Origin of the sequence: Lentimicrobium sp. S6 (assembly GCF_013166635.1) — a bacterium.
Classification (GTDB): domain Bacteria; phylum Bacteroidota; class Bacteroidia; order Bacteroidales; family UBA12170; genus UBA12170.
This window is the reverse complement of record NZ_JABKBZ010000001.1, coordinates 122,833-141,110: the sequence shown is the minus strand read 5'-3', so window position 1 is coordinate 141,110 and position 18,278 is coordinate 122,833. Positions and strand designations below refer to the sequence as shown.

The following is an 18,278-nucleotide window of genomic DNA, read 5'->3' as shown; positions in this document are numbered from 1 at the left end:
ACAGTACAGAGAATGTTATATAGTTTAGGTTTACTTTTAGTAATCATGGTATTATTAAGTTGTACAAAAAATGATGAAGAAATCATAGTGGATGACACCACAGGTGGAGAGGTAATTTTACCAGAAGTTTCCGGATATCCAATAGTAGAAACCATGCAAGTAACATTCTATGATAACCAAAACGATATTTCTAAACCAGCACAAGGTGCATCATTTTATGGTCAAGATGCAAGCTATACAGGAAACCAAACCTCTTATGTTGATAATGGTGATGGCACTGTTACAGATATGGTAACTGGCCTAATGTGGCAGCAGAGCCCAGATACCGATGGTGATGGTGATATAGATGCCGATGATAAACTAACTTATGCCGAAGCTTTGGCTGGGGCATCTTCTTTTGATTTGGGAGGATATGATGATTGGAGATTACCTAGTATTAAAGAACAATATTCCTTAATCGTTTTTACTGGAGTAGATCCAAGTGGTTATGAAGGTGATGATACCGATGGATTAATTCCTTTCATCGATACAGATTACTTCGACTTTGCTTATGGAGATACGGATGCTGGTGAAAGAATCATCGATTCTCAATACGCTTCCTCCAATTTGTATGTAGATGGAGAATTACTATTTGGAGTAAACTTTGCCGATGGTAGAATTAAAGGTTATGGATTATCTATGCCTTTTGGCCCTGGTGATAAAACCTTTTTTGTAACCTACGTAAGAGGAAACACAGAATATGGAATCAATCAATTTGTTGATAATGAAGATGGAACCATAAGCGATGAGGCAACAGAATTAATGTGGATGCAAGATGATAATGGAGCAGGTAAGAACTGGGAAGAAGCATTAACATACGCTGAGAATTTTGAATTTGCTGGACATAGTGATTGGAGATTACCCGATGTAAAAGAATTACAAAGTATTTTAGATTATAGTCGCTCTCCTGGTACTACACAATCAGCTGCTATCGACCCATTATTCAATGCTAGCGAAATAACCAACGAAGCAGGGCAAAGCGATTACGCGTGCTATTGGTCAGGAACAACACATTCCAACTGGTCAGATGTTGGTGGTTCAGCAGGAGCTTATGTAAGCTTTGGAAGGGCCATGGGATATATGGATGGAAGCTGGACAGATGTGCATGGTGCAGGAGCTCAACGTAGCGACCCAAAAACAGGAAATCCTGATGATTATCCAACTGGAAATGGACCACAAGGAGATGCGATTAGAATATATAATTACGTTAGATTAGTGAGGAGTATATAGTGATGAGGATGAGGCTCCTTTTTTATATGGAGCCTTTTTTTAATTTTTTAAGTATTCTTAAACCAAAAATTTTACGATGAAACAAATATTACAATTAAGCTTTGCATTGTTCTTTTCGAGTTTTGCATTTGGTCAGTCTTTTTATGATATCAATACTATTAACACCATAGAAATCACTTTTGAAGAGTCTAATTGGGATTATTTACTCGATCAAATGGCTCAAGCAGGCGACGAAGAAAGGTTGATGGGTAGCGTATCCATTAATGGACAAGTTTTTGACAGTGCAGGAATTAGATATAAAGGAAATAGTACCTATAGTTCTAATCAAGTTAAAAACCCGCTCAATATCAAATTAGATTATATTATTAATGATCAATCATTGGAAGGATATGGGACCTTAAAACTGGCTAATGGATTTAAAGATCCAAGTCTTGTTCGAGAAGTACTTAGCTATGAAACTGCCCGAAAATATTTCCCTGCGAGCCAATCAAATTATGCCAATGTATACATCAACGGAACCCATTTAGGCTTGTATACCAATGACCAAAGCGTAGATAAATTCTTTATGCAAAGTAATTTTGGTAGCAGAGATAACACCCGTGCAAAGGGTGAAATTACCTCAAACGGACCTCCATCGGGTGGCGTTTGGGAATATTATGGAGCAGATTCTAGCAACTATTATGGATATTACGATATGAAATCCGATTATGGTTGGGAGGAGCTTATCCAGTTTTTAGATACTCTGAACAATCACGAAGAATACGTCCATCAAGTTTTAGATATTGATCGTCACCTGTGGTTTTTAGCCTTTTCCAATCTATTGGTTAATTTAGATGGCCCTATCAATAATCCACAAAATCATTACCTCTATAAAGATGATAATGGAAGATTCAACCCTATTCCTTGGGATTTAAACGAAAGCTTTGGGGGATTTCGCTCCCACCAAACATTGGGTAATTTGAGTACTAACCAATTACAACAGTTTAGCCCATTTGCCAATATTAATGAAGATGATTTTCCAATTATCAGTAAAATTCTAAGCAATGAAACATACCGTAAAATGTATGTGGCTCACATGAAAACCATCATAGAAGAGAATTTCAGTGATGACCAATATCTTGATCGCGCACTGGAAATACAAAGTATAATTGAAGAAGATGTTCAAGCAGATCAAAATAAATTTTACTCCTATTCTGAATTTACTTCAAATCTATATAATTCTGTTGGAGGAGGTCCTAATAGCGTCATTGGAATATCACAATTAATGGATGCTCGTGTTGATTATATTTTGGGTTTATCAGATTTTCAAGCTGCTCAGCCACAAATAGCAAGTGCCTCTTATAGTCCTGAGGAGGTTTCTGCAAATTCAGAAGTCTGGTTGAGTACAGAAGTAGAACAAGCCGAACAAGTTTTTCTGGCCTATAGACAAAGTCAACTAGGAATATTTGAAAAAGTAGAAATGTTTGATGATGGAAATCATCAGGATGGCGCTGCCGGGGATGGTGTTTATGGGATATCGATTTTGGTAAGTCACAGCGATATTCAATACTATATCTATGCAGCAAATACCGATGCTGTAGCTTTTCTTCCAGTGAGAGCAGAATATGAGTTTTTCGACATCAGCGTAAATAACGATTTGGTTATTAATGAATTAATGGCTGATAATGAAAGTACCGTTGTGGATCAAAATGGAGAATATGACGATTGGATAGAATTATATAATAATAGCAATACCACTATTGAACTAGAAGGTATTTACTTAAGTGATGATGCCACAGAACCTGATATGTGGGCTTTTCCTGATACCAATATTTTAGCAGGAGATTATCTCATTATTTGGGCCGATAAAGATGAAGAGCAATCTGGCTTACATGCCGATTTAAAGCTTTCTTCTTCTGGAGAATCATTATTCCTATATGATACTGATTTAAATGTGATTGACCAAGTTACCTTCACTGAACAAAAGGCAGATACCTCCTATGGAAGATACCCCAATGGAACTGGTGATTTTGCAGAAATGATGGCTACTTTTAGTGAAGAAAATGAACCTTTAATTATGGATGTCTCAAATCTTGAAAGCTTGAATTCTGGTATTCAATTAGATCAAAATATTCCAAACCCTTTCACGCACCAAACACAAATAAATATTGAGATAGAAAAAACTGGCTATGTAAGTTTGGGTGTTTATAATATGTATGGACAACTGATAGAAACCTTAGAAGCAGGTGAAAAACAAGCTGGGAAGTATTCATACCAATGGAATGCCGACAATAATAAAACAGGAGTTTACCTATATCAACTTCAGTTTGAAGGCCAATCCTTAGTGAAAAAAATGTTGGTGCAATAATAAGTATCTCTAATAAAGGTTTAAATTAGCACTAATGAAGAAGGCAATAAAACAAAACCCAATATTTCGAAGAACAGAAATCATACTCATCACAGTAATGTGGTTGATTATGATTTTTGCGCCCATCTTATTCCGAAACACTACGGATTCTTTAACTTGGGAAGTGGCCTTGAAACCACTTGATACCTTGGGTTTAGTTTTTTTATTATTCTTAATCAACAGATTCTTCCTAGTCCCTAAGTTATTATTCAAAAAGAAGACAATCAAATATTTTGCTTCCGTTATAGCTTTAATTGCTCTTGTTACTATAGGCTTCCAATTCTTTCTACCTAAGGATACTTTAAGGTCTAGACACGAAATGCAGAATAGCAGAAGAATGCCTCCTCCTCCAGATAGACAATTTAGTCCAAACAGAAATCAGAATCTACCTCCTATGCAAAATCTGCCGGGACAACCTTTACCTCCATTTATAAACCTCCTCATTTTTTCTTTTCTAACTATTGGTTTCGATACAGGACTTAGAGCTTCTTTTGAATGGGCAAAATCGGAAAAGGAAAAAGAGGAATTGGAAAAAGAGAATGTGGAAAACCTATTAGAAATGCTCCGTCATCAAGTAAGTCCCCACTTCTTTATGAATACTTTGAACAATATACATACCCTTATAGATATTAGTGGTGAATCAGCAAAAGATGCGGTAATGAAACTATCAAAAATGATGCGCTACCTGCTCTATGAAACTTCCAATGATACTACCACGGTACAAAAGGAAACGGAATTTATTGAAAGCTATGTGGAACTGATGAAATTAAGGGTGTCTGAGAAAGTAGATATTCAAGTGAATATGCCTAGCCATATTCCTAATAAAAATCTGCCGCCTTTACTCTTTACTTCTTTTATCGAAAATGCCTTTAAACATGGCGTGAGTTATCAAAAAGCTAGTTTTATTTATATCGATCTAAAAGTAGATGAAAATAAACTTATTCTTGAAGTAAAAAATAGCCAAGGAGCAGTTTCTAAAGACGAGGAGGGCTCTGGTATTGGACTCGAAAATGTGAAAAAAAGATTAAAACTATTGTATCAAAAGAATTTTATTTTAAATATTTCTGATACTCCAGAGCAATATGCTATTCATTTATCCATACCTTTATCGTGATGTTAAAATGCCTTGCTATAGATGACGAACCTTTGGCCCGCAAAAAAATGGCGGCCTATATCGAGAAAACTCCTTTCTTGGAGTTAGTAGATACTTGCGAAAGTGCTTTAGAAGCGCTCAATATTATCCAGAAACAAGAAATAGACCTTCTGTTGCTTGATATCAATATGCCCGATTTTAGTGGAATGGACTTTGCCAAATCATTAACTAAAGCCCCCGGAATTATCTTCACTACTGCTTATAGCGAATATGCCATTGAAGGATATAAAGTAGACGCTATTGATTATCTATTGAAACCCATAGACTATACTGCCTTCCTAAAAGCAGCAAGTAAAGCCAATCAGTTATTGAGTAAACCGAGTCCATCTTCTGAAGAATTGAGTTTCAAAGAGGAATTCCTGTTTATCAAATCGGAGCATAAAATCATTAAAATAAACCTTTGCGATATCACCTATATGGAAAGTATGCGAGAGTATGTTCGCATTCATCTGGTCAACAGGAATCCACTGATGACATTAATCAGTATGAAAAAACTGGAGGAATCTATTCCCTCAGATACCTTCATGAGAGTGCATCGTTCCTTTATAGTTAATCTTAAAAATATTACTACCATAGAACGAAATAGAATTGTTTATGACGAAAAAACTTACATTCCAGTTAGTGAGCAGTATCGTGAAGCTTTTAAAGCTTATGTAGAGCAATATTTTTTGTAAAAGAATAAATAAAACCAAGATCCCATTTTTGATGGTCAAAAAATGGTTAAAGAAAACTCTATAAACGATTTGGTTTTACTACAAAACATGCTAAAATGAGGTATAAAAACCTTTCTATATTTGCTATTAGATGGATAAATAATAATAGAAGGAACCTATAGCTGTAGACAAACCACCCCTTCCCCTAAGAATTTCCGTAGAGGAGTGCTAAATATGGAGACTCCATTTACACCAATCGCCTTTGCTTTAATTAATATCCATGCTATGTATTCAGCATTAAGAAACAAGAAATTTCAAGTCTTTTTCCTATAAAACTTATCCCTTAAACTCTAGAATTTTTTTGTAATATATCTTCACGGAGTCAATACTCCAAAGGAATATAAAATAAATTTAAAGCCCCTTGTATTTTCGAAAAGGCCATTGATCAAAAACCATTTAAAACAGAAAATCAGAGACTAATGATAAAACTTTTATCTGCAGTTTAGTTTCTAGCATTTTGTACTCTTTTTTTAAAGACTTGTATATATAACACATTAATCTGTCGATGAAATAGCTAGAACCGTCGATTGTATTTTATAAAAGAGAAAGCTCTTATTATCTTTGTGTTAGTTTGATATAATGACCTAGTTTTTACCTTATGGAAAGAGATAAAAGCGGACTAAAGCAAAAAAATTAAAATAGTAGGTTTATCTGATCAAACTGAAAATATAGAAGTCGAAATAATAATTCTTTAAAAAATAAACAAAATGGCTATTAATAACATCAGCGGATGCATAGGTTGTGGGACTTGCGTGAAAACTTGCCCCACCGATGTCATTCGTTTAAACAGCAAAGGAAAGGCTGAAATTAAATATCCTGAAGATTGTCAAATATGTCATTTATGTCGTATGTATTGCCCTGTTGATGCCATTACCATCACTCCAGAAAAATCCATACCTGTTATTGTTTCGTGGGGATAAAATGATGGAAAACAGAATAAAAATATACAACCAGATAGCTGCAGTTGCAGTGTTTATTGTCTTACCAATACTTATTTATAGCTTAGGTGATTTTCCAAGGCGTTCTCTTCTTAAAGAGGCCATATCCCTAGTCACCATTTTAGCTTTTTCTATGATGCTTATGCAATTCTTTTTATCTAGGGCTAATAAGCCTATTTTAAAGGAGCATCATATGGCGAAAGTAATAAAGTGGCATAAGGCATTAGGATATGTTTTTGTAAGTGTGTTGCTCCTACATCCATTTCTAATCGTATTGCCTCGCTATTTTGAAGCAGGAATCAGTCCGAATCGTGCTTTCCTAGAGCTATTGTCTAATATCAACCAACAAGGTTTATTATTAGGCTTAACAGCCTGGATCCTTATGCTTATCATTGGTTTAACTTCCCTATTCAGATATAAACTTCGATTAACTTATTTAACATGGCGAATGATTCATGGCTATTTATCAATAGCATTTATAATAGCAGCATCCTTGCATGTGTTAAGCATGGGCAGACATATGAACAAACCCATGTCTTGGCTTTTTATCCTATTAAGTCTATCTGCAATGATTCTATTAATGAAAACATACTTTTTCAAATCAACATCACAAAAAAACAATAACCATGTCTAAAAAAATATCACGTAAAGAATTTATTACTGTATTAGGAGCTGCTGCTGCGGGTATCACTGCGTCCACTTCATTGGGCATAAACTCAGGTTGGGCCGCAAATGAAGCAGAAATTCAACCTAATGATATGGAAAGCGAAAACTACCATGTTGATGTACTAGTTATTGGTAGCGGAATGGCTGGCTTATTTGCAGCTGTTAAATCACACGATGCAGGTGCAAAAACCATGATGGTTTCAAAAGGACGTTTAGGATCCTCAGGACAAACCCCATTTGCCAAAGGAATATTTGAATATGATGCCAAAACATCAAAATATACTATTGACCAGTTTGTTGTGTCGGTGGGCAAATCAGCCTTAGGCACTAATAATTCGGTTTATACCCGTCAAGTTGCTGAACATTCACAAGCACGAGTAAAGGAGCTCAGAGAATGGGGTTTCTTCAATTCGCCATTATATTATGAATCATTTAGCAAACCTCTTCAAGATCGGGAAATCTCTGTGATTGAGCGAGTAACAATAAGCCATCTTATCAAAGAAAATGGCAAAATTGCTGGTGCAGCAGGATTTAGTATCGACGAGAATAAAATATACTTCTTCAATGCAAAAAGTGTTATTCTTTGTACCGGTGCGGGTGGTTTTAAACCCAATGGTTTTCCTATAAACGACCTAACCCATGATGGAACCATCATGGCTTATCATATTGGCGCCAAGGTTACTGGTAAAGAGTGGAACGATGGTCATGCTGGACAATCTAAAAATGCAGCAGCATGCTATGATGGCTGGAGAGGTATGTTTGATAAAAAACCGGAAACTACTTCGGTTAGTATTCACCACGATTTAGGAATGGATATGAACTATCTGGCCTATGTAAATGGAAATCCTTTGAAAATGAGTCACCCTGGTGATATGAATAAAATGGATATTTCTGGAGGTCCTTATCGTCCCGTAGGTTTTAACCAAAATGAAAAGCAAAGAGAAAGACCCAAGGATGGACCACCACCTCGTGATGGTAAAAAAGGCAAAGGAGGTCCCCCTGGAATGGGAGGAAGTATGGTCGGAGGATCATCGGCAGGTTTGGCCATACATAAATCGGAAGGTATAGTACCTATAAATGACAAATGCGAATCGAATATTCCTGGACTATATGCTGCAGGTGATGCGCTTGGTTCTTATATGGCAGGAGCTATTTACACACAGATTGGCTCCTCTTTGGCTGGTTCGGCGGTACAAGGTGCCATTGCAGGAGAGGCGGCAGCTTTATATGCTGAAAAAGCAGATTATAAAAACATATCGCTTAGCAAAATTCAAATGATACATGATGAAATAACGGCTCCTCTAAAAAGAGAATCGGGTTATAGTCCAGCTTGGGTCACCCAAACTTTGCAGGGTATAATGATGCCTAACTTCATTCTTTATATTAAGAAAGAAAACCTAATGAAAGCAGCTTTGGCCTATATAGAGGAATTGCGTGATCACCACATGACCATGCTAAGAGCAGCAGATTTACATGAGTTGCGTCTAGCTCATGAAACTGCTAATATGATTATTAGTGCCGAAATGAAATTAAAAGCCTCTCTGATGAGAACCGAAAGTCGCTGTAGTCATTACCGTCTGGATTATCCCGACTTAGATAATGAAAACTGGCAAGCTTGGATTAATATTTATAAAGGCCAAGATGGTGATATGAAATTTGAAAAACAGGCCTTTGGTTCTTGGCCCAATGAATGAATGAAACACTCTAATTAACAGCTTTAAGAAAACCCTCTTTTCTCCTTCGGCTTACATCCAATTCTTTGCCATTTTCTAAGATTACTATTCCGCCTTCGCCTTTGATATACTTTTTCACATAACTGAGTTTGATGAGATAGGATTGGTGTATTCTATAAAAGCCTTGCGGACTAAGTATTTCATCGTATTCTTTTAAACTGCGACTTACTAGTATTTTTTGTCCATCAGACAAATGAAAGAGGGTATAATTACTATCGGCCTGGCAGTAGATGATATCGTCTACTTTCACCAATTCTAAGCCATTGGAGCTTGGTAAGGCTATCTTTTCAATATGCTGACGATTGCTTAGTAATACGTTTAATTTGCCTTCCATACTTTGTAGTTTGTCTTCCTTTTTTGATTTCTCTATGGCACGTACCAAAAGGTCTGGTTCCACAGGTTTTAGAAGATAATCTATGGCGGAAAACTTAAAAGCATCAATGGCATATTTATCGTAGGCAGACACAAAGATAATCTTGAAATGTAAGTTGGGGAGGAGTTCTAAAATATCAAAACCACTGCCATCGGGTAAATGAACGTCTAGGAAGAGTAAATCGGGTTGCAATTCTTTTATTTTTTTGAGTGCCTCTACAACACTGGCTGCATCTCCAACAATTTCTATATCTGAAGCATATTTTTCAATAGACTTCATGAGCGTATTTCTGCTTTTATTTTCGTCGTCAACAATTAGTGCTTTCATAGTTTTAATCTTTTTCAAAAGGTATAATGAGCTCAACTCTTGTTCCTTGTCCAACTCCATCTTCTCCTTTTAAATCTATTATTTTCTCATCAAAATTCACATGATTGATTTCTGATATCACTTCCATCCTCTCCTTTGTTACTTGCATTCCTAAGGATTTATAGGGTTTCATCTCTCTAGATTTCAGCTCCATAGCTTTTTCTCTACCAATACCATTGTCTTCAATGGTGCATTTAATGGATTGAGCATTTATGACTTCAAATTTCACCAAGAGTTTACCTTTCTTTCCAGTATTTTTTACCAATCCATGAATAATTGCATTTTCAATATAAGGCTGAATAAGCATGGGTGGAATATAGGTGTTTTCTATATCGATGTTTTCTTCAATGTCAATATTTGAGGTGAAGATGCCTTCGAACCTTAATTCTTCTAGCTCTAGATAGATCATCAAATTAGCTAAATCCTGATCCATACTTACAAAGGCATGACGAGAATTTTCGAGTATGCTACGCATGAGTTTAGCAAACTTTGAAAGATACATTTCAGCATGATATTGGTCATTAGAAGTAATATAGCTTTGAATGGAATTGAGGGAATTAAAAATAAAATGAGGATTCATTTGAGAACGCAGTAAACGTCCTTCTAATTCTTTACTATTTTGTTCTAATTTCGATTTAATCAGTTGATGTTTCTGTCTGATTCTGAGTAGGAAAATAGAGATAATTAATAAAACGATAACCGCTCCAGTAAATAGGATTCCGTATGTTAAAGCCCGGTTTTTTTGTTGATTAATTTCCAATTCATTCTCCACCAGTTGAGCATTTTGCTTTTGTATTTGAGCTTCTTTTTCTGCGGTATTATATTTGGTTTCTAACTCACTGATTTGCTTAAATTTTTCGGTGCTAAAAACAGAATCTTTTAAATCCATAAAAACCAATAATTGTTCATTGGCCTGTTTAAAGCTCCCCTTTTGTTGAAGGATGATGGCTTTGCTAAGCTCCACATCTACTACTTGCTGTGAGTTTTCAATTTTATTGTAAATAATAGAAGCCGAATCTATTAAGACCAGCGCTTTAGCAAATTGTTTGAGCTTAGCCAATGACAATGATTTATCGTGATAAATATTGGCTTTGGTATTGATATTATTATCACGTTGATTAGAAATAAGAGCTTGATCGTAAAAGGAAATAGATTCCTGATATTGATCTTTGGAGAAGCTTATCCGACCTAAATTATGATAAACGGTACTCAATAATCCTTGGTCATCAGTCTGTATACAAGCCTCTTTTGCCATTTTCAAATATTTTATGGAGGAATCTAGCTGATGAATAGAGTTATAACTGATGCCAATATTTACATAATTGGTGGCCAAGTTTCTTAAAATTCCTTTCGATTTTAAAAAGTCTAGGCTTTCCTTGTAAATGGATATGGCTTCATCAAATTTATCCCATTCAAAATATAAATTTGCCAGATTGCTTTTAATCAAGGTTAAACCATATTTAAAATCAATGGAATCGGCAATGCGAATGGCTTCAAGATAACATTTTATAGAGTTTTGATGGTCACCAATAAAAATATAAGCATTGGCTTTATTATTGAGCAAAATGATTTTATTCTTTGGATATTCTGAAATTCCCGATTGCTCAGCCAACTGATAATAATAGAGTGAAGAATCAATATTTCCCAAATTGAAATAGTTAATTCCAATATCTTTTAGGGCGATGAATTTTGAGTTGGGATTCATCTCGTACTTCTCTATCATCTCCTTTAATACCTCTATCGACTGCAAATGATTTCCTTGTAATGATAGTATATTTGCTTTTCTACTGAAGTATATTCTTTCTAAATCAACATCCTCTAAGCGTTCTGCATATTCTTTACATTTTTCATTATTGAAAATGGCCGAATCAAGGGAGTAAAATTTGATGAAAATTCCAGCTTTGTTACTATAGGTTCTTGCAATGGCATTACTTTGTTTTTCTTTGGAGAAAAACATCAAAGCCGAATCATAATAGCTTAATGCTTCTTGGTAAGAGGAGGATAAATGAAATGAAGCGCCTATGCTTTTGTAGGCATCAGCCATGGTATAAGTTTGGTGCTCTAATTTGGCAAATTTTAAGGCCAGTATGGCATATTTTCTAATGCTATCAGGAACTTGTTCTTCCTTTGATAAGAGATGATAGAGACTTGCTATCTCTTTTTGATGAGAAATGTTTATCAAATCAATAAGACTATCTTTTTTCGATTCATAGGAATATGATTCCTGTTGAAAAAACAAGAAAAACAAGAATATGAAAAACAAGGAAATAGGAGATCTCATAGGGCAAATCTAATTATTTTTCTAGTCATTAATATACTTTTAAATGATTCATTTTACCTAAAACACCTATGTTTAAGTCAGAAAATGACCGAATATTAATGAGATCTGACCACTTACTGGTCAATACAGACCGTTTGCTACTTTCTAAAGAATTTTGAAATAATACAGATTTCTAAAATGAGTACTCTATTTATTTATCCATACTCATATTCAGTTGTTTACCGAATAATCATTCTAGTCCACCGAATACTTTTTATGACTTTTAATCGCATTCTAGTCCACTTACTTTTGGCACCAATAATCTTAAAAACCAAAATAATGAAACTAAAATTACTATTTCTAATCTTAATCCTATTGGCAGCCATCTCTTCTTTCTCCCAAATTGATGAGTTTAGCTTTGATGGTACGCACCAATATGCCAATGCAGTAGCAAGCCATGGTAATTGGGCAGTGGTGGGTAATATGCATCAAACGGGTGAATTCCAAGGACATGACTATACCAATGCGGGGAGGGTTTCCATTTATAGAAAAGCCAATAATGGAAACTGGTCTCACTTTCAAGATATCGATGAGCCCAGCTATTTCGCCTATGATAACAACCCGGCCTCTCCAATCGGCTTGTTTTATGGTTGTGATGTGGATATTTACGAAGATCATATTATAGTTGGAGCTTATGCCTATGATTCTGATATGCAAGGTAATATTGGCCCAGATGGAATGGCTTTTATCTACGAGTATGATTCAAATGATGAGCTATGGATAAAAGTAGCTGCTTTAGCTCCAGAAATTGCAGTTTTAAACAGCTTTGGTTGGTCGGTTTCTATATCCGATAATTGGGCTGTTGTTGGAGACCCAACCGAAGAACATCCCATTAATGGTGAAGTGGATGATAGAAACAATATTGGTGCTGCCTATACTTATAAAAACAATGGAGGAGCTTGGGAATTACATTCCAAGCTGATAGCCGATAATGGATGGGGTTCTGAACAAGCAAATAGCATTGGTTCTGGCGACAATTTTGGATATGATGTGGATATTGATGGAACAACTATAGCAATTGGGGCACCAAATAGAGGAGTAGAAGGAGGAACAGAATATGGTGCCGTTTATGCTTATGAGTTTAATGGCCTAGATTGGGAAGGTGAAATGTTAATAGAAGCAGCTACTGAGAATTATTCAGATATGGGACATTCTGTTGCCATTTATGATGGAAAAATTGCAGCTGGCGCACCCTTCTCCAATGTAAATGGTAACCATTCGGGCAAGATAGCCATTTTTGAAAATGATGCAGGAATTTGGAATGATGCTGTTTATACCTTTGCATTAGATGCTAGTGAAGGCGATTATTTTGGGTTTGATATCGACATGAATGATGAAATGATTGCTGTTGGTGCAAAAGGTTTCGATGCTTCAAAAGGGAAAGTATATTTCTATGATTATAATAATGCTATGGATGAAGCAGAGGTTCAGGCCAGTGATATGGCCATTGGCGATGAATTTGGATTTGCAGTAGGTTTAAGTTTAGATAATGTGGTTATTGGAGCTTGGAAAACAGATCGAAATACTCCTAATGATGGAACAGCATATTTTTATTCTATGGCCAATGATGTTTTCGATGGAAATTGGATAGGAGTAGTATCTTCCGATTGGTTCGATCCTCTTAACTGGTTCGACAATAATATTCCAAATAGCTTGACAGATGTGCACATTCCTCAAGCAGTTCCCAATTATCCTGAGATAAATATAGCCACTGCTTTAGCCAGAAATTTAAGCATAGAAGCAGGTGCCAGCTTAACCATCGGAACGGGTTATTTGAGTGCTCTAGGAGATTTAAATAATCATGGACAATTGATAAATGATGATATTTTGCATTTAACTATTGGAGGGAATTCACTATTCGATGGAAGTGGGCAACAAGATATTGCTGCCGGAACCTATTTAGGAACTTTTCATTACGATTGTGGAGAAAACTCTGATATGCAAGGTGATGTTACTATTGGTGGTATGTTTTATCATGACAACATTAAAAAACTAAATGTTGGAAGCAATATTCTAAGCCTCGGTGAACGAATCAATGGAAGCCAAAGAAAAATAATCTTTAGTCAGAGTTCTAGTTTGCATTTATTTGGTGAAAGAGTGAGTAGCTTTTTTATGCCTACAAATGTTTCTCAATTAAATAATTTGAGTATCGATATCCCAGGAAATGAAAAGGTTTACTTAGACTCCTATATCACCATTAACGGACAATTGAGTTTATTAGATGGTGATGTATATTTAGGTTTTAGTGGAAGTTGCCAGTTAACGCTTTACAATCCAATTATAGAAGAGGAAGGTAGGCTATTTCCCCATGCTAATGGTGGAGAATGTAGTTTAGTGATCGAGGATAATGGTAAAGATGATGATGAACTATATATTCCTGCAGATTTAAGTTTATTAAACTCGTTTTGGGTGAGTAGAACTGCCCCAACCATTTTACAAGCCAACTTAGAAATAGAAGATTTATATGCTTTATTTACTGCTTCTTTTGATGTGAATGGATTTGAGGTCATTTTACAGGAAGATGCTGATATGTGGATAGGTGGAGATGCTCAGATCAATGAAGATATGGTAGGAGGAGATGGTGTCATTCATGAAATTAGTATCTCTTCTGGTAGTCCTGTATTTGATTTTGATGTAGAAGTAGATGGCGACTTTATTATTGGTGCTGGAGCCGGACAAGTGGCTATTAGTGCAGGCCGATGTATTACGGTAAATGGTAGCACCAGCATTGGAGCTAACCTAATATTACGATCAGATGCCACAGGTTCGGCATGTTTTATTGACAATGGTCCAGTGGAGTATAACTCCAAAGCAGATGCCAATATCATTGTTGAAACTTATATTCCTTCAAAAGAAGATTGGCATTATATAGCAAGCCCCATTAAAAATGCTACAGCAGAATTCTTTGCTGGAGTTTACTTGAATGCCTATAATACCGCTCAAGAATTATGGGTTCCTTTTACCAGTCTTAGCCAGGACTTAAATACCATGCAAGGCTATTCTGCTAAACTTCCCTCAGGCTTTAGTGGACAGAAGATAGAGTTCACTGGGGAGTTGAATACGGCTCAATCTGCTCCGCTTAGTATTTCTTTAAGCGATGATGGTGATGCTTATAATTTAGTTGGAAATCCATTTCCATCTACCATTGATTGGGACGATGCCAACTGGACTAAAACCAATTTGGCCAATGCTATTTATATATGGAATCCTCAAACAGGAAGCTATACCAGTTATGTAAATGGGGCAGGGGTGAACGGTGGAACTCGATACATTCCCGCCATGCAAGGATTTTTTGTGGAGGCCACAGGCGTGAGTCCATCTCTTCAGATTGATAATAATGACATCAGAAAAGTGAATGAAGCCACATTTCTAAAATCAGAAGAGGAAATAGAAAATCAAATGCGAATTCATTTGATAAATGGCAATGAAAGCGACGAAGCCATAATCAGGTTTATAGAAGGAGCCAGTAATGGTTTTGATGAAGCTTTTGATGCTCGAAAACTATTTGGAAGAAATAGCCTGCCACAGGTTTTTATTAAAAATCAAAATGGAGGAAATCAAGCCATTCAAACTTTAAACTCTATTAAAGAAACTGATTTGGTTTCCTTAGGATTAAAAATAGAGGAGGCTGGAGAATATGAATTGTTCTTCGATATGCAAAATAGCTTTAGTGAGTTTGTTCATGTCACCTTAGAAGATAAAAAGAACAAGGAGTTTATCAGTCTCGGAAACGAAACAAGCTTTTCCTTCTATTATGAAACTGAATCAGAGAATGATAGATTTGTTCTGCATTTTAAAGATATTACCAGTGTAGAAGAAATGGAAGAATTAGACCTCAATATTTATCACTCCCAAAATCAAATCTATTTCAATAATAATTCGGAGGAGTATTTCCATAGTGTTCTCATTTACAATATGGCCGGACAAGTGGTGTTGAGCCAAAAAATGAGTCCAGAAAGTCTGCAAAGTATTTCATCAGGATCTTTAAGCCATGGAAGCTATGTGTTTCAATTGATATCCGACAAAAAATCAGTGAGAAGAAAAATCCTTATTCATCAGTAGAAAAAATAAAATTATGATACGCAAATTTCAATTAGTAGTTCTGTTTGTTTTCTTAGGTTTAGGTTTAATGGCCGACCCACCAGATCCAAATGGTTCGGGTAGTGGTGATGGCGGCCCTTTGCCAGGAGGAGGTGCTCCCATTGGTGGTGGAACCTTAGTATTTATGGCTTTAGCAGCAGCATATGGTGCTAGAAAAACTTATCAGCTTAAATCCTGATTTTGATATTAATATAAGCCTAATTTATAGATTAAGAGCTCATATAACCCACAGCTCCTTTGAAATATGATCTCAAGAAATTTGATATCATGGTAAGGAAATATAAGCTCAAGTGATCAAAACCTTACTCATTCATTGAGATAGCTATTAAAATCATCTGATATAGCCCCCTATAAAGGTTGATTTTAATTAATATCTCCTTGGAGCAGGCTTATCATAAGTATTAATAATGATAGAATTCAGGTTTTAAACTCAATTTTAGTTTTTATATAAGTCCTCTTCAGAGGGCTTTTTTTATCTGAATAATGGCTTCGAATGGAAAAAGGAAATACTAAATATCTCTTACAACTTCACCCTTAAATTCCTTCAGTTTAATGAGTTTAAAGGAATGAAGCATTTTCATAATCATATAGGTGGGATCTATTTCATGCCATCTTACTCCACCAAAATTGGATCTTCCGCTATATCTGTGGTGGTTATTATGATAAGATTCTCCCATCATTAAAAAATCTAAAGGGAGGAGGTTTTTTGAAGTATCATTCACCTTAAAATTTACATAGCCATAAATATGAGCAAACCAATTGATAATAGCACCGTGAATAGGTGCCATGAGGAAGGCGAGTGGGAGGAGTAACCATTGCCACCAAGCCGTAGCGAAAAACAAGAAGAACAGGAAATATAAAGTTCCCCACAAAACTCTAGACAACATAGAACTGGCAAAATGGTCAAAGGATTTCCACTGTGGTACATTCTTTAGAAATTGATCTTCCACATAAACATCTTTCCTGTTGATGTCTTGGTAATTATCCTTAGTTCGCAACATCATCTTCATAAGGCTTTTATCGTATTTAGGAGAGTGTGGATCTTTCTCTGTATCGGCATAGGCATGGTGCATTCGGTGCATAATTCCATAGCCATAAGCACTCAAGTAACTGGAACCTTGGAATATCCAAGTCAGCACAAAGCTCACCTTCTCTGCCCTCCTCGACATTATAAAGGTTTGATGGGCCGCATAGCGATGCAGAAAAAAGGTTTGGAAAAACAATCCTCCATACCATAATACAATGAAGAACAATAAAATAGCCATTTTTATAGATTAATTGTTCTTGCAAAGATGTGATGAATTGTTATGAATAACAATGAACCTAGGTTCAGGAATACAAAGGAAAAAAACTAAAGTGATTTCTTACGAATACGACTCAAAGCCTGGGGAGTAATTCCAATATAGGAAGCAATATATTTCAAGGGAATACTTTCAAAAAGCTCTGGCCGCTGATGAAATAGATTCAGATACCTCTCCTCAGCGGATTCATTCAGTAGAGATTGTTCTCTATTCGATTTAATCAGAAATAACCTTTCGGCAGTGAGCCTACCGATGAGATTACCAATCTTTGTCTTCTTGTAGACTCTCTGCAAATCTTCATAGGAGATACTCCACACCCTACACTTACTGAGTGCTTCTAACTGATATTGTGACGGTTCTCTACTCAGAAAGGAATCGTAGGCACTAATAAACTCATATTTAAAACTAAAACCAAAGGTGATTTCCTTCTCTGGATCTTCTTTCGGGATAAATACTCTTACTATGCCCTCCTCAATAAAGGAGATATGGTTTTCTACTTTTCCAGCCTCTAAAATCAATTGTCGTTTTGCATAATCCTGCTGAAACAAACAGGAAGAGAATAAGTTCCAATCTTCATCGGAAACTTTGGCTATCTGTTCTATGTATGTTCTTAATCTGTGCATGTTTTATGACTTTGGGTTGATACAAAAATAAAGATATTTTGTTCAGTTCAATACTCCATGAGTTCAAATGGCTTAATACTTTAATGATAGAATGCTTTAATGATACAATGAATTAATGATTGACTCCTTTTGTTCATTGAATTTTTCTCTTCTTTGTGAAATAGCTATACCACAAAGGAGCCAATGGGTTTCACAAAGTGCCCAAAGAAATATGTTCAGTTTAACTGACTCTTTCTATTTCTTCAATCATCCCCTCCTTTTATCATTCATTCCCTTACATTTTCTTCAACAAATGTGATTATGTTTCAATGATAGGATAGTTTTCGCCTTCTCACA

Annotated in this window: 13 protein-coding genes; 9 read left to right on the top strand and 4 right to left on the bottom strand. The window is 35.7% G+C overall.

The genetic code is table 11. The annotated features are described in order from the left end of the window. The first annotated feature begins 12 nt into the window (after positions 1-12). From HNS40_RS00615 to HNS40_RS00585, 7 genes are all read left to right on the top strand, one after another. On the top strand, positions 13-1,269 hold the full coding sequence (locus HNS40_RS00615) for a DUF1566 domain-containing protein (RefSeq protein WP_253916192.1): 1,257 nt from the start codon (positions 13-15) through the stop codon (positions 1,267-1,269). 76 nt (positions 1,270-1,345) lie between these two features. Then, positions 1,346-3,616: a CotH kinase family protein gene (locus tag HNS40_RS00610; protein ID WP_172276146.1), complete on the top strand. Its 2,271-nt coding sequence runs from the start codon at positions 1,346-1,348 to the stop codon at positions 3,614-3,616. Between the two features lie 34 nt (positions 3,617-3,650). Further along, positions 3,651-4,769 (top strand): sensor histidine kinase, encoded by a 1,119-nt coding sequence (locus HNS40_RS00605; RefSeq protein WP_172276144.1) that lies wholly within the window; start codon positions 3,651-3,653, stop codon positions 4,767-4,769. Beyond that, on the top strand, positions 4,769-5,482 hold the full coding sequence (locus HNS40_RS00600) for a LytTR family DNA-binding domain-containing protein (protein ID WP_172276142.1): 714 nt from the start codon (positions 4,769-4,771) through the stop codon (positions 5,480-5,482). The genes HNS40_RS00605 and HNS40_RS00600 overlap by 1 nt, the downstream gene beginning before the upstream one ends. Positions 5,483-6,228: 746 nt before the next feature. Next, complete coding sequence (locus HNS40_RS00595) at positions 6,229-6,441, top strand: ferredoxin family protein (RefSeq protein WP_172276140.1); 213 nt, start codon at positions 6,229-6,231, stop codon at positions 6,439-6,441. 4 nt (positions 6,442-6,445) lie between these two features. Then, positions 6,446-7,093 (top strand): ferric reductase-like transmembrane domain-containing protein, encoded by a 648-nt coding sequence (locus HNS40_RS00590; RefSeq protein WP_172276138.1) that lies wholly within the window; start codon positions 6,446-6,448, stop codon positions 7,091-7,093. After that, entirely contained in the window at positions 7,086-8,819 is a 1,734-nt protein-coding gene (locus HNS40_RS00585) for an FAD-binding protein (protein ID WP_172276136.1), read from the top strand. Before HNS40_RS00590 ends, HNS40_RS00585 begins: the two co-directional genes overlap by 8 nt. A gap of 10 nt (positions 8,820-8,829) precedes the next feature. Here HNS40_RS00585 and HNS40_RS00580 read toward each other — a convergent pair whose 3' ends face one another. Next, positions 8,830-9,558: a LytTR family DNA-binding domain-containing protein gene (locus tag HNS40_RS00580; RefSeq protein ID WP_172276134.1), complete on the bottom strand. Its 729-nt coding sequence runs from the start codon at positions 9,556-9,558 to the stop codon at positions 8,830-8,832. Positions 9,559-9,562: 4 nt separating this feature from the next. Continuing rightward, positions 9,563-11,878 (bottom strand): tetratricopeptide repeat protein, encoded by a 2,316-nt coding sequence (locus HNS40_RS00575; protein ID WP_172276132.1) that lies wholly within the window; start codon positions 11,876-11,878, stop codon positions 9,563-9,565. A gap of 318 nt (positions 11,879-12,196) precedes the next feature. Between HNS40_RS00575 and HNS40_RS00570 the strand changes: the two genes are divergently transcribed. Continuing rightward, positions 12,197-15,979: a T9SS type A sorting domain-containing protein gene (locus HNS40_RS00570; protein WP_172276130.1), complete on the top strand. Its 3,783-nt coding sequence runs from the start codon at positions 12,197-12,199 to the stop codon at positions 15,977-15,979. A gap of 13 nt (positions 15,980-15,992) precedes the next feature. Further along, positions 15,993-16,196, top strand: a complete 204-nt coding sequence (locus HNS40_RS00565; protein ID WP_172276128.1) for a hypothetical protein — start codon at positions 15,993-15,995, stop codon at positions 16,194-16,196. 331 nt (positions 16,197-16,527) lie between these two features. On the opposite strand, the gene HNS40_RS00560 is transcribed toward HNS40_RS00565, so the two are convergent. Together HNS40_RS00560 and HNS40_RS00555 are read right to left on the bottom strand one after the other, a co-directional pair. Beyond that, a complete protein-coding gene (locus tag HNS40_RS00560) occupies positions 16,528-17,283 on the bottom strand; it encodes an acyl-CoA desaturase (RefSeq protein WP_172276126.1) in 756 nt (251 codons plus the stop codon). An 86-nt stretch (positions 17,284-17,369) separates the two neighbouring features. After that, positions 17,370-17,942: a Crp/Fnr family transcriptional regulator gene (locus HNS40_RS00555; RefSeq protein ID WP_172276124.1), complete on the bottom strand. Its 573-nt coding sequence runs from the start codon at positions 17,940-17,942 to the stop codon at positions 17,370-17,372. Positions 17,943-18,278 lie beyond the last annotated feature (336 nt).

Excerpts from the sequence above, each read along its gene's own strand:
- HNS40_RS00560 (WP_172276126.1), bottom strand. The coding sequence starts at position 17,283 with ATGGCTATTTTATTGTTCTTCATTGTATTATGGTATGGAGGATTGTTT.
- HNS40_RS00600 (WP_172276142.1), top strand. The coding sequence starts at position 4,769 with ATGTTAAAATGCCTTGCTATAGATGACGAACCTTTGGCCCGCAAAAAA.
- HNS40_RS00605 (WP_172276144.1), top strand. The coding sequence starts at position 3,651 with ATGAAGAAGGCAATAAAACAAAACCCAATATTTCGAAGAACAGAAATC.
- HNS40_RS00610 (WP_172276146.1), top strand. The coding sequence starts at position 1,346 with ATGAAACAAATATTACAATTAAGCTTTGCATTGTTCTTTTCGAGTTTT.
- HNS40_RS00615 (WP_253916192.1), top strand. The coding sequence starts at position 13 with ATGTTATATAGTTTAGGTTTACTTTTAGTAATCATGGTATTATTAAGT.
- HNS40_RS00555 (WP_172276124.1), bottom strand. The coding sequence starts at position 17,942 with ATGCACAGATTAAGAACATACATAGAACAGATAGCCAAAGTTTCCGAT.
- HNS40_RS00595 (WP_172276140.1), top strand. The coding sequence starts at position 6,229 with ATGGCTATTAATAACATCAGCGGATGCATAGGTTGTGGGACTTGCGTG.
- HNS40_RS00565 (WP_172276128.1), top strand. The coding sequence starts at position 15,993 with ATGATACGCAAATTTCAATTAGTAGTTCTGTTTGTTTTCTTAGGTTTA.
- HNS40_RS00570 (WP_172276130.1), top strand. The coding sequence starts at position 12,197 with ATGAAACTAAAATTACTATTTCTAATCTTAATCCTATTGGCAGCCATC.
- HNS40_RS00590 (WP_172276138.1), top strand. The coding sequence starts at position 6,446 with ATGGAAAACAGAATAAAAATATACAACCAGATAGCTGCAGTTGCAGTG.
- HNS40_RS00575 (WP_172276132.1), bottom strand. The coding sequence starts at position 11,878 with ATGAGATCTCCTATTTCCTTGTTTTTCATATTCTTGTTTTTCTTGTTT.
- HNS40_RS00585 (WP_172276136.1), top strand. The coding sequence starts at position 7,086 with ATGTCTAAAAAAATATCACGTAAAGAATTTATTACTGTATTAGGAGCT.
- HNS40_RS00580 (WP_172276134.1), bottom strand. The coding sequence starts at position 9,558 with ATGAAAGCACTAATTGTTGACGACGAAAATAAAAGCAGAAATACGCTC.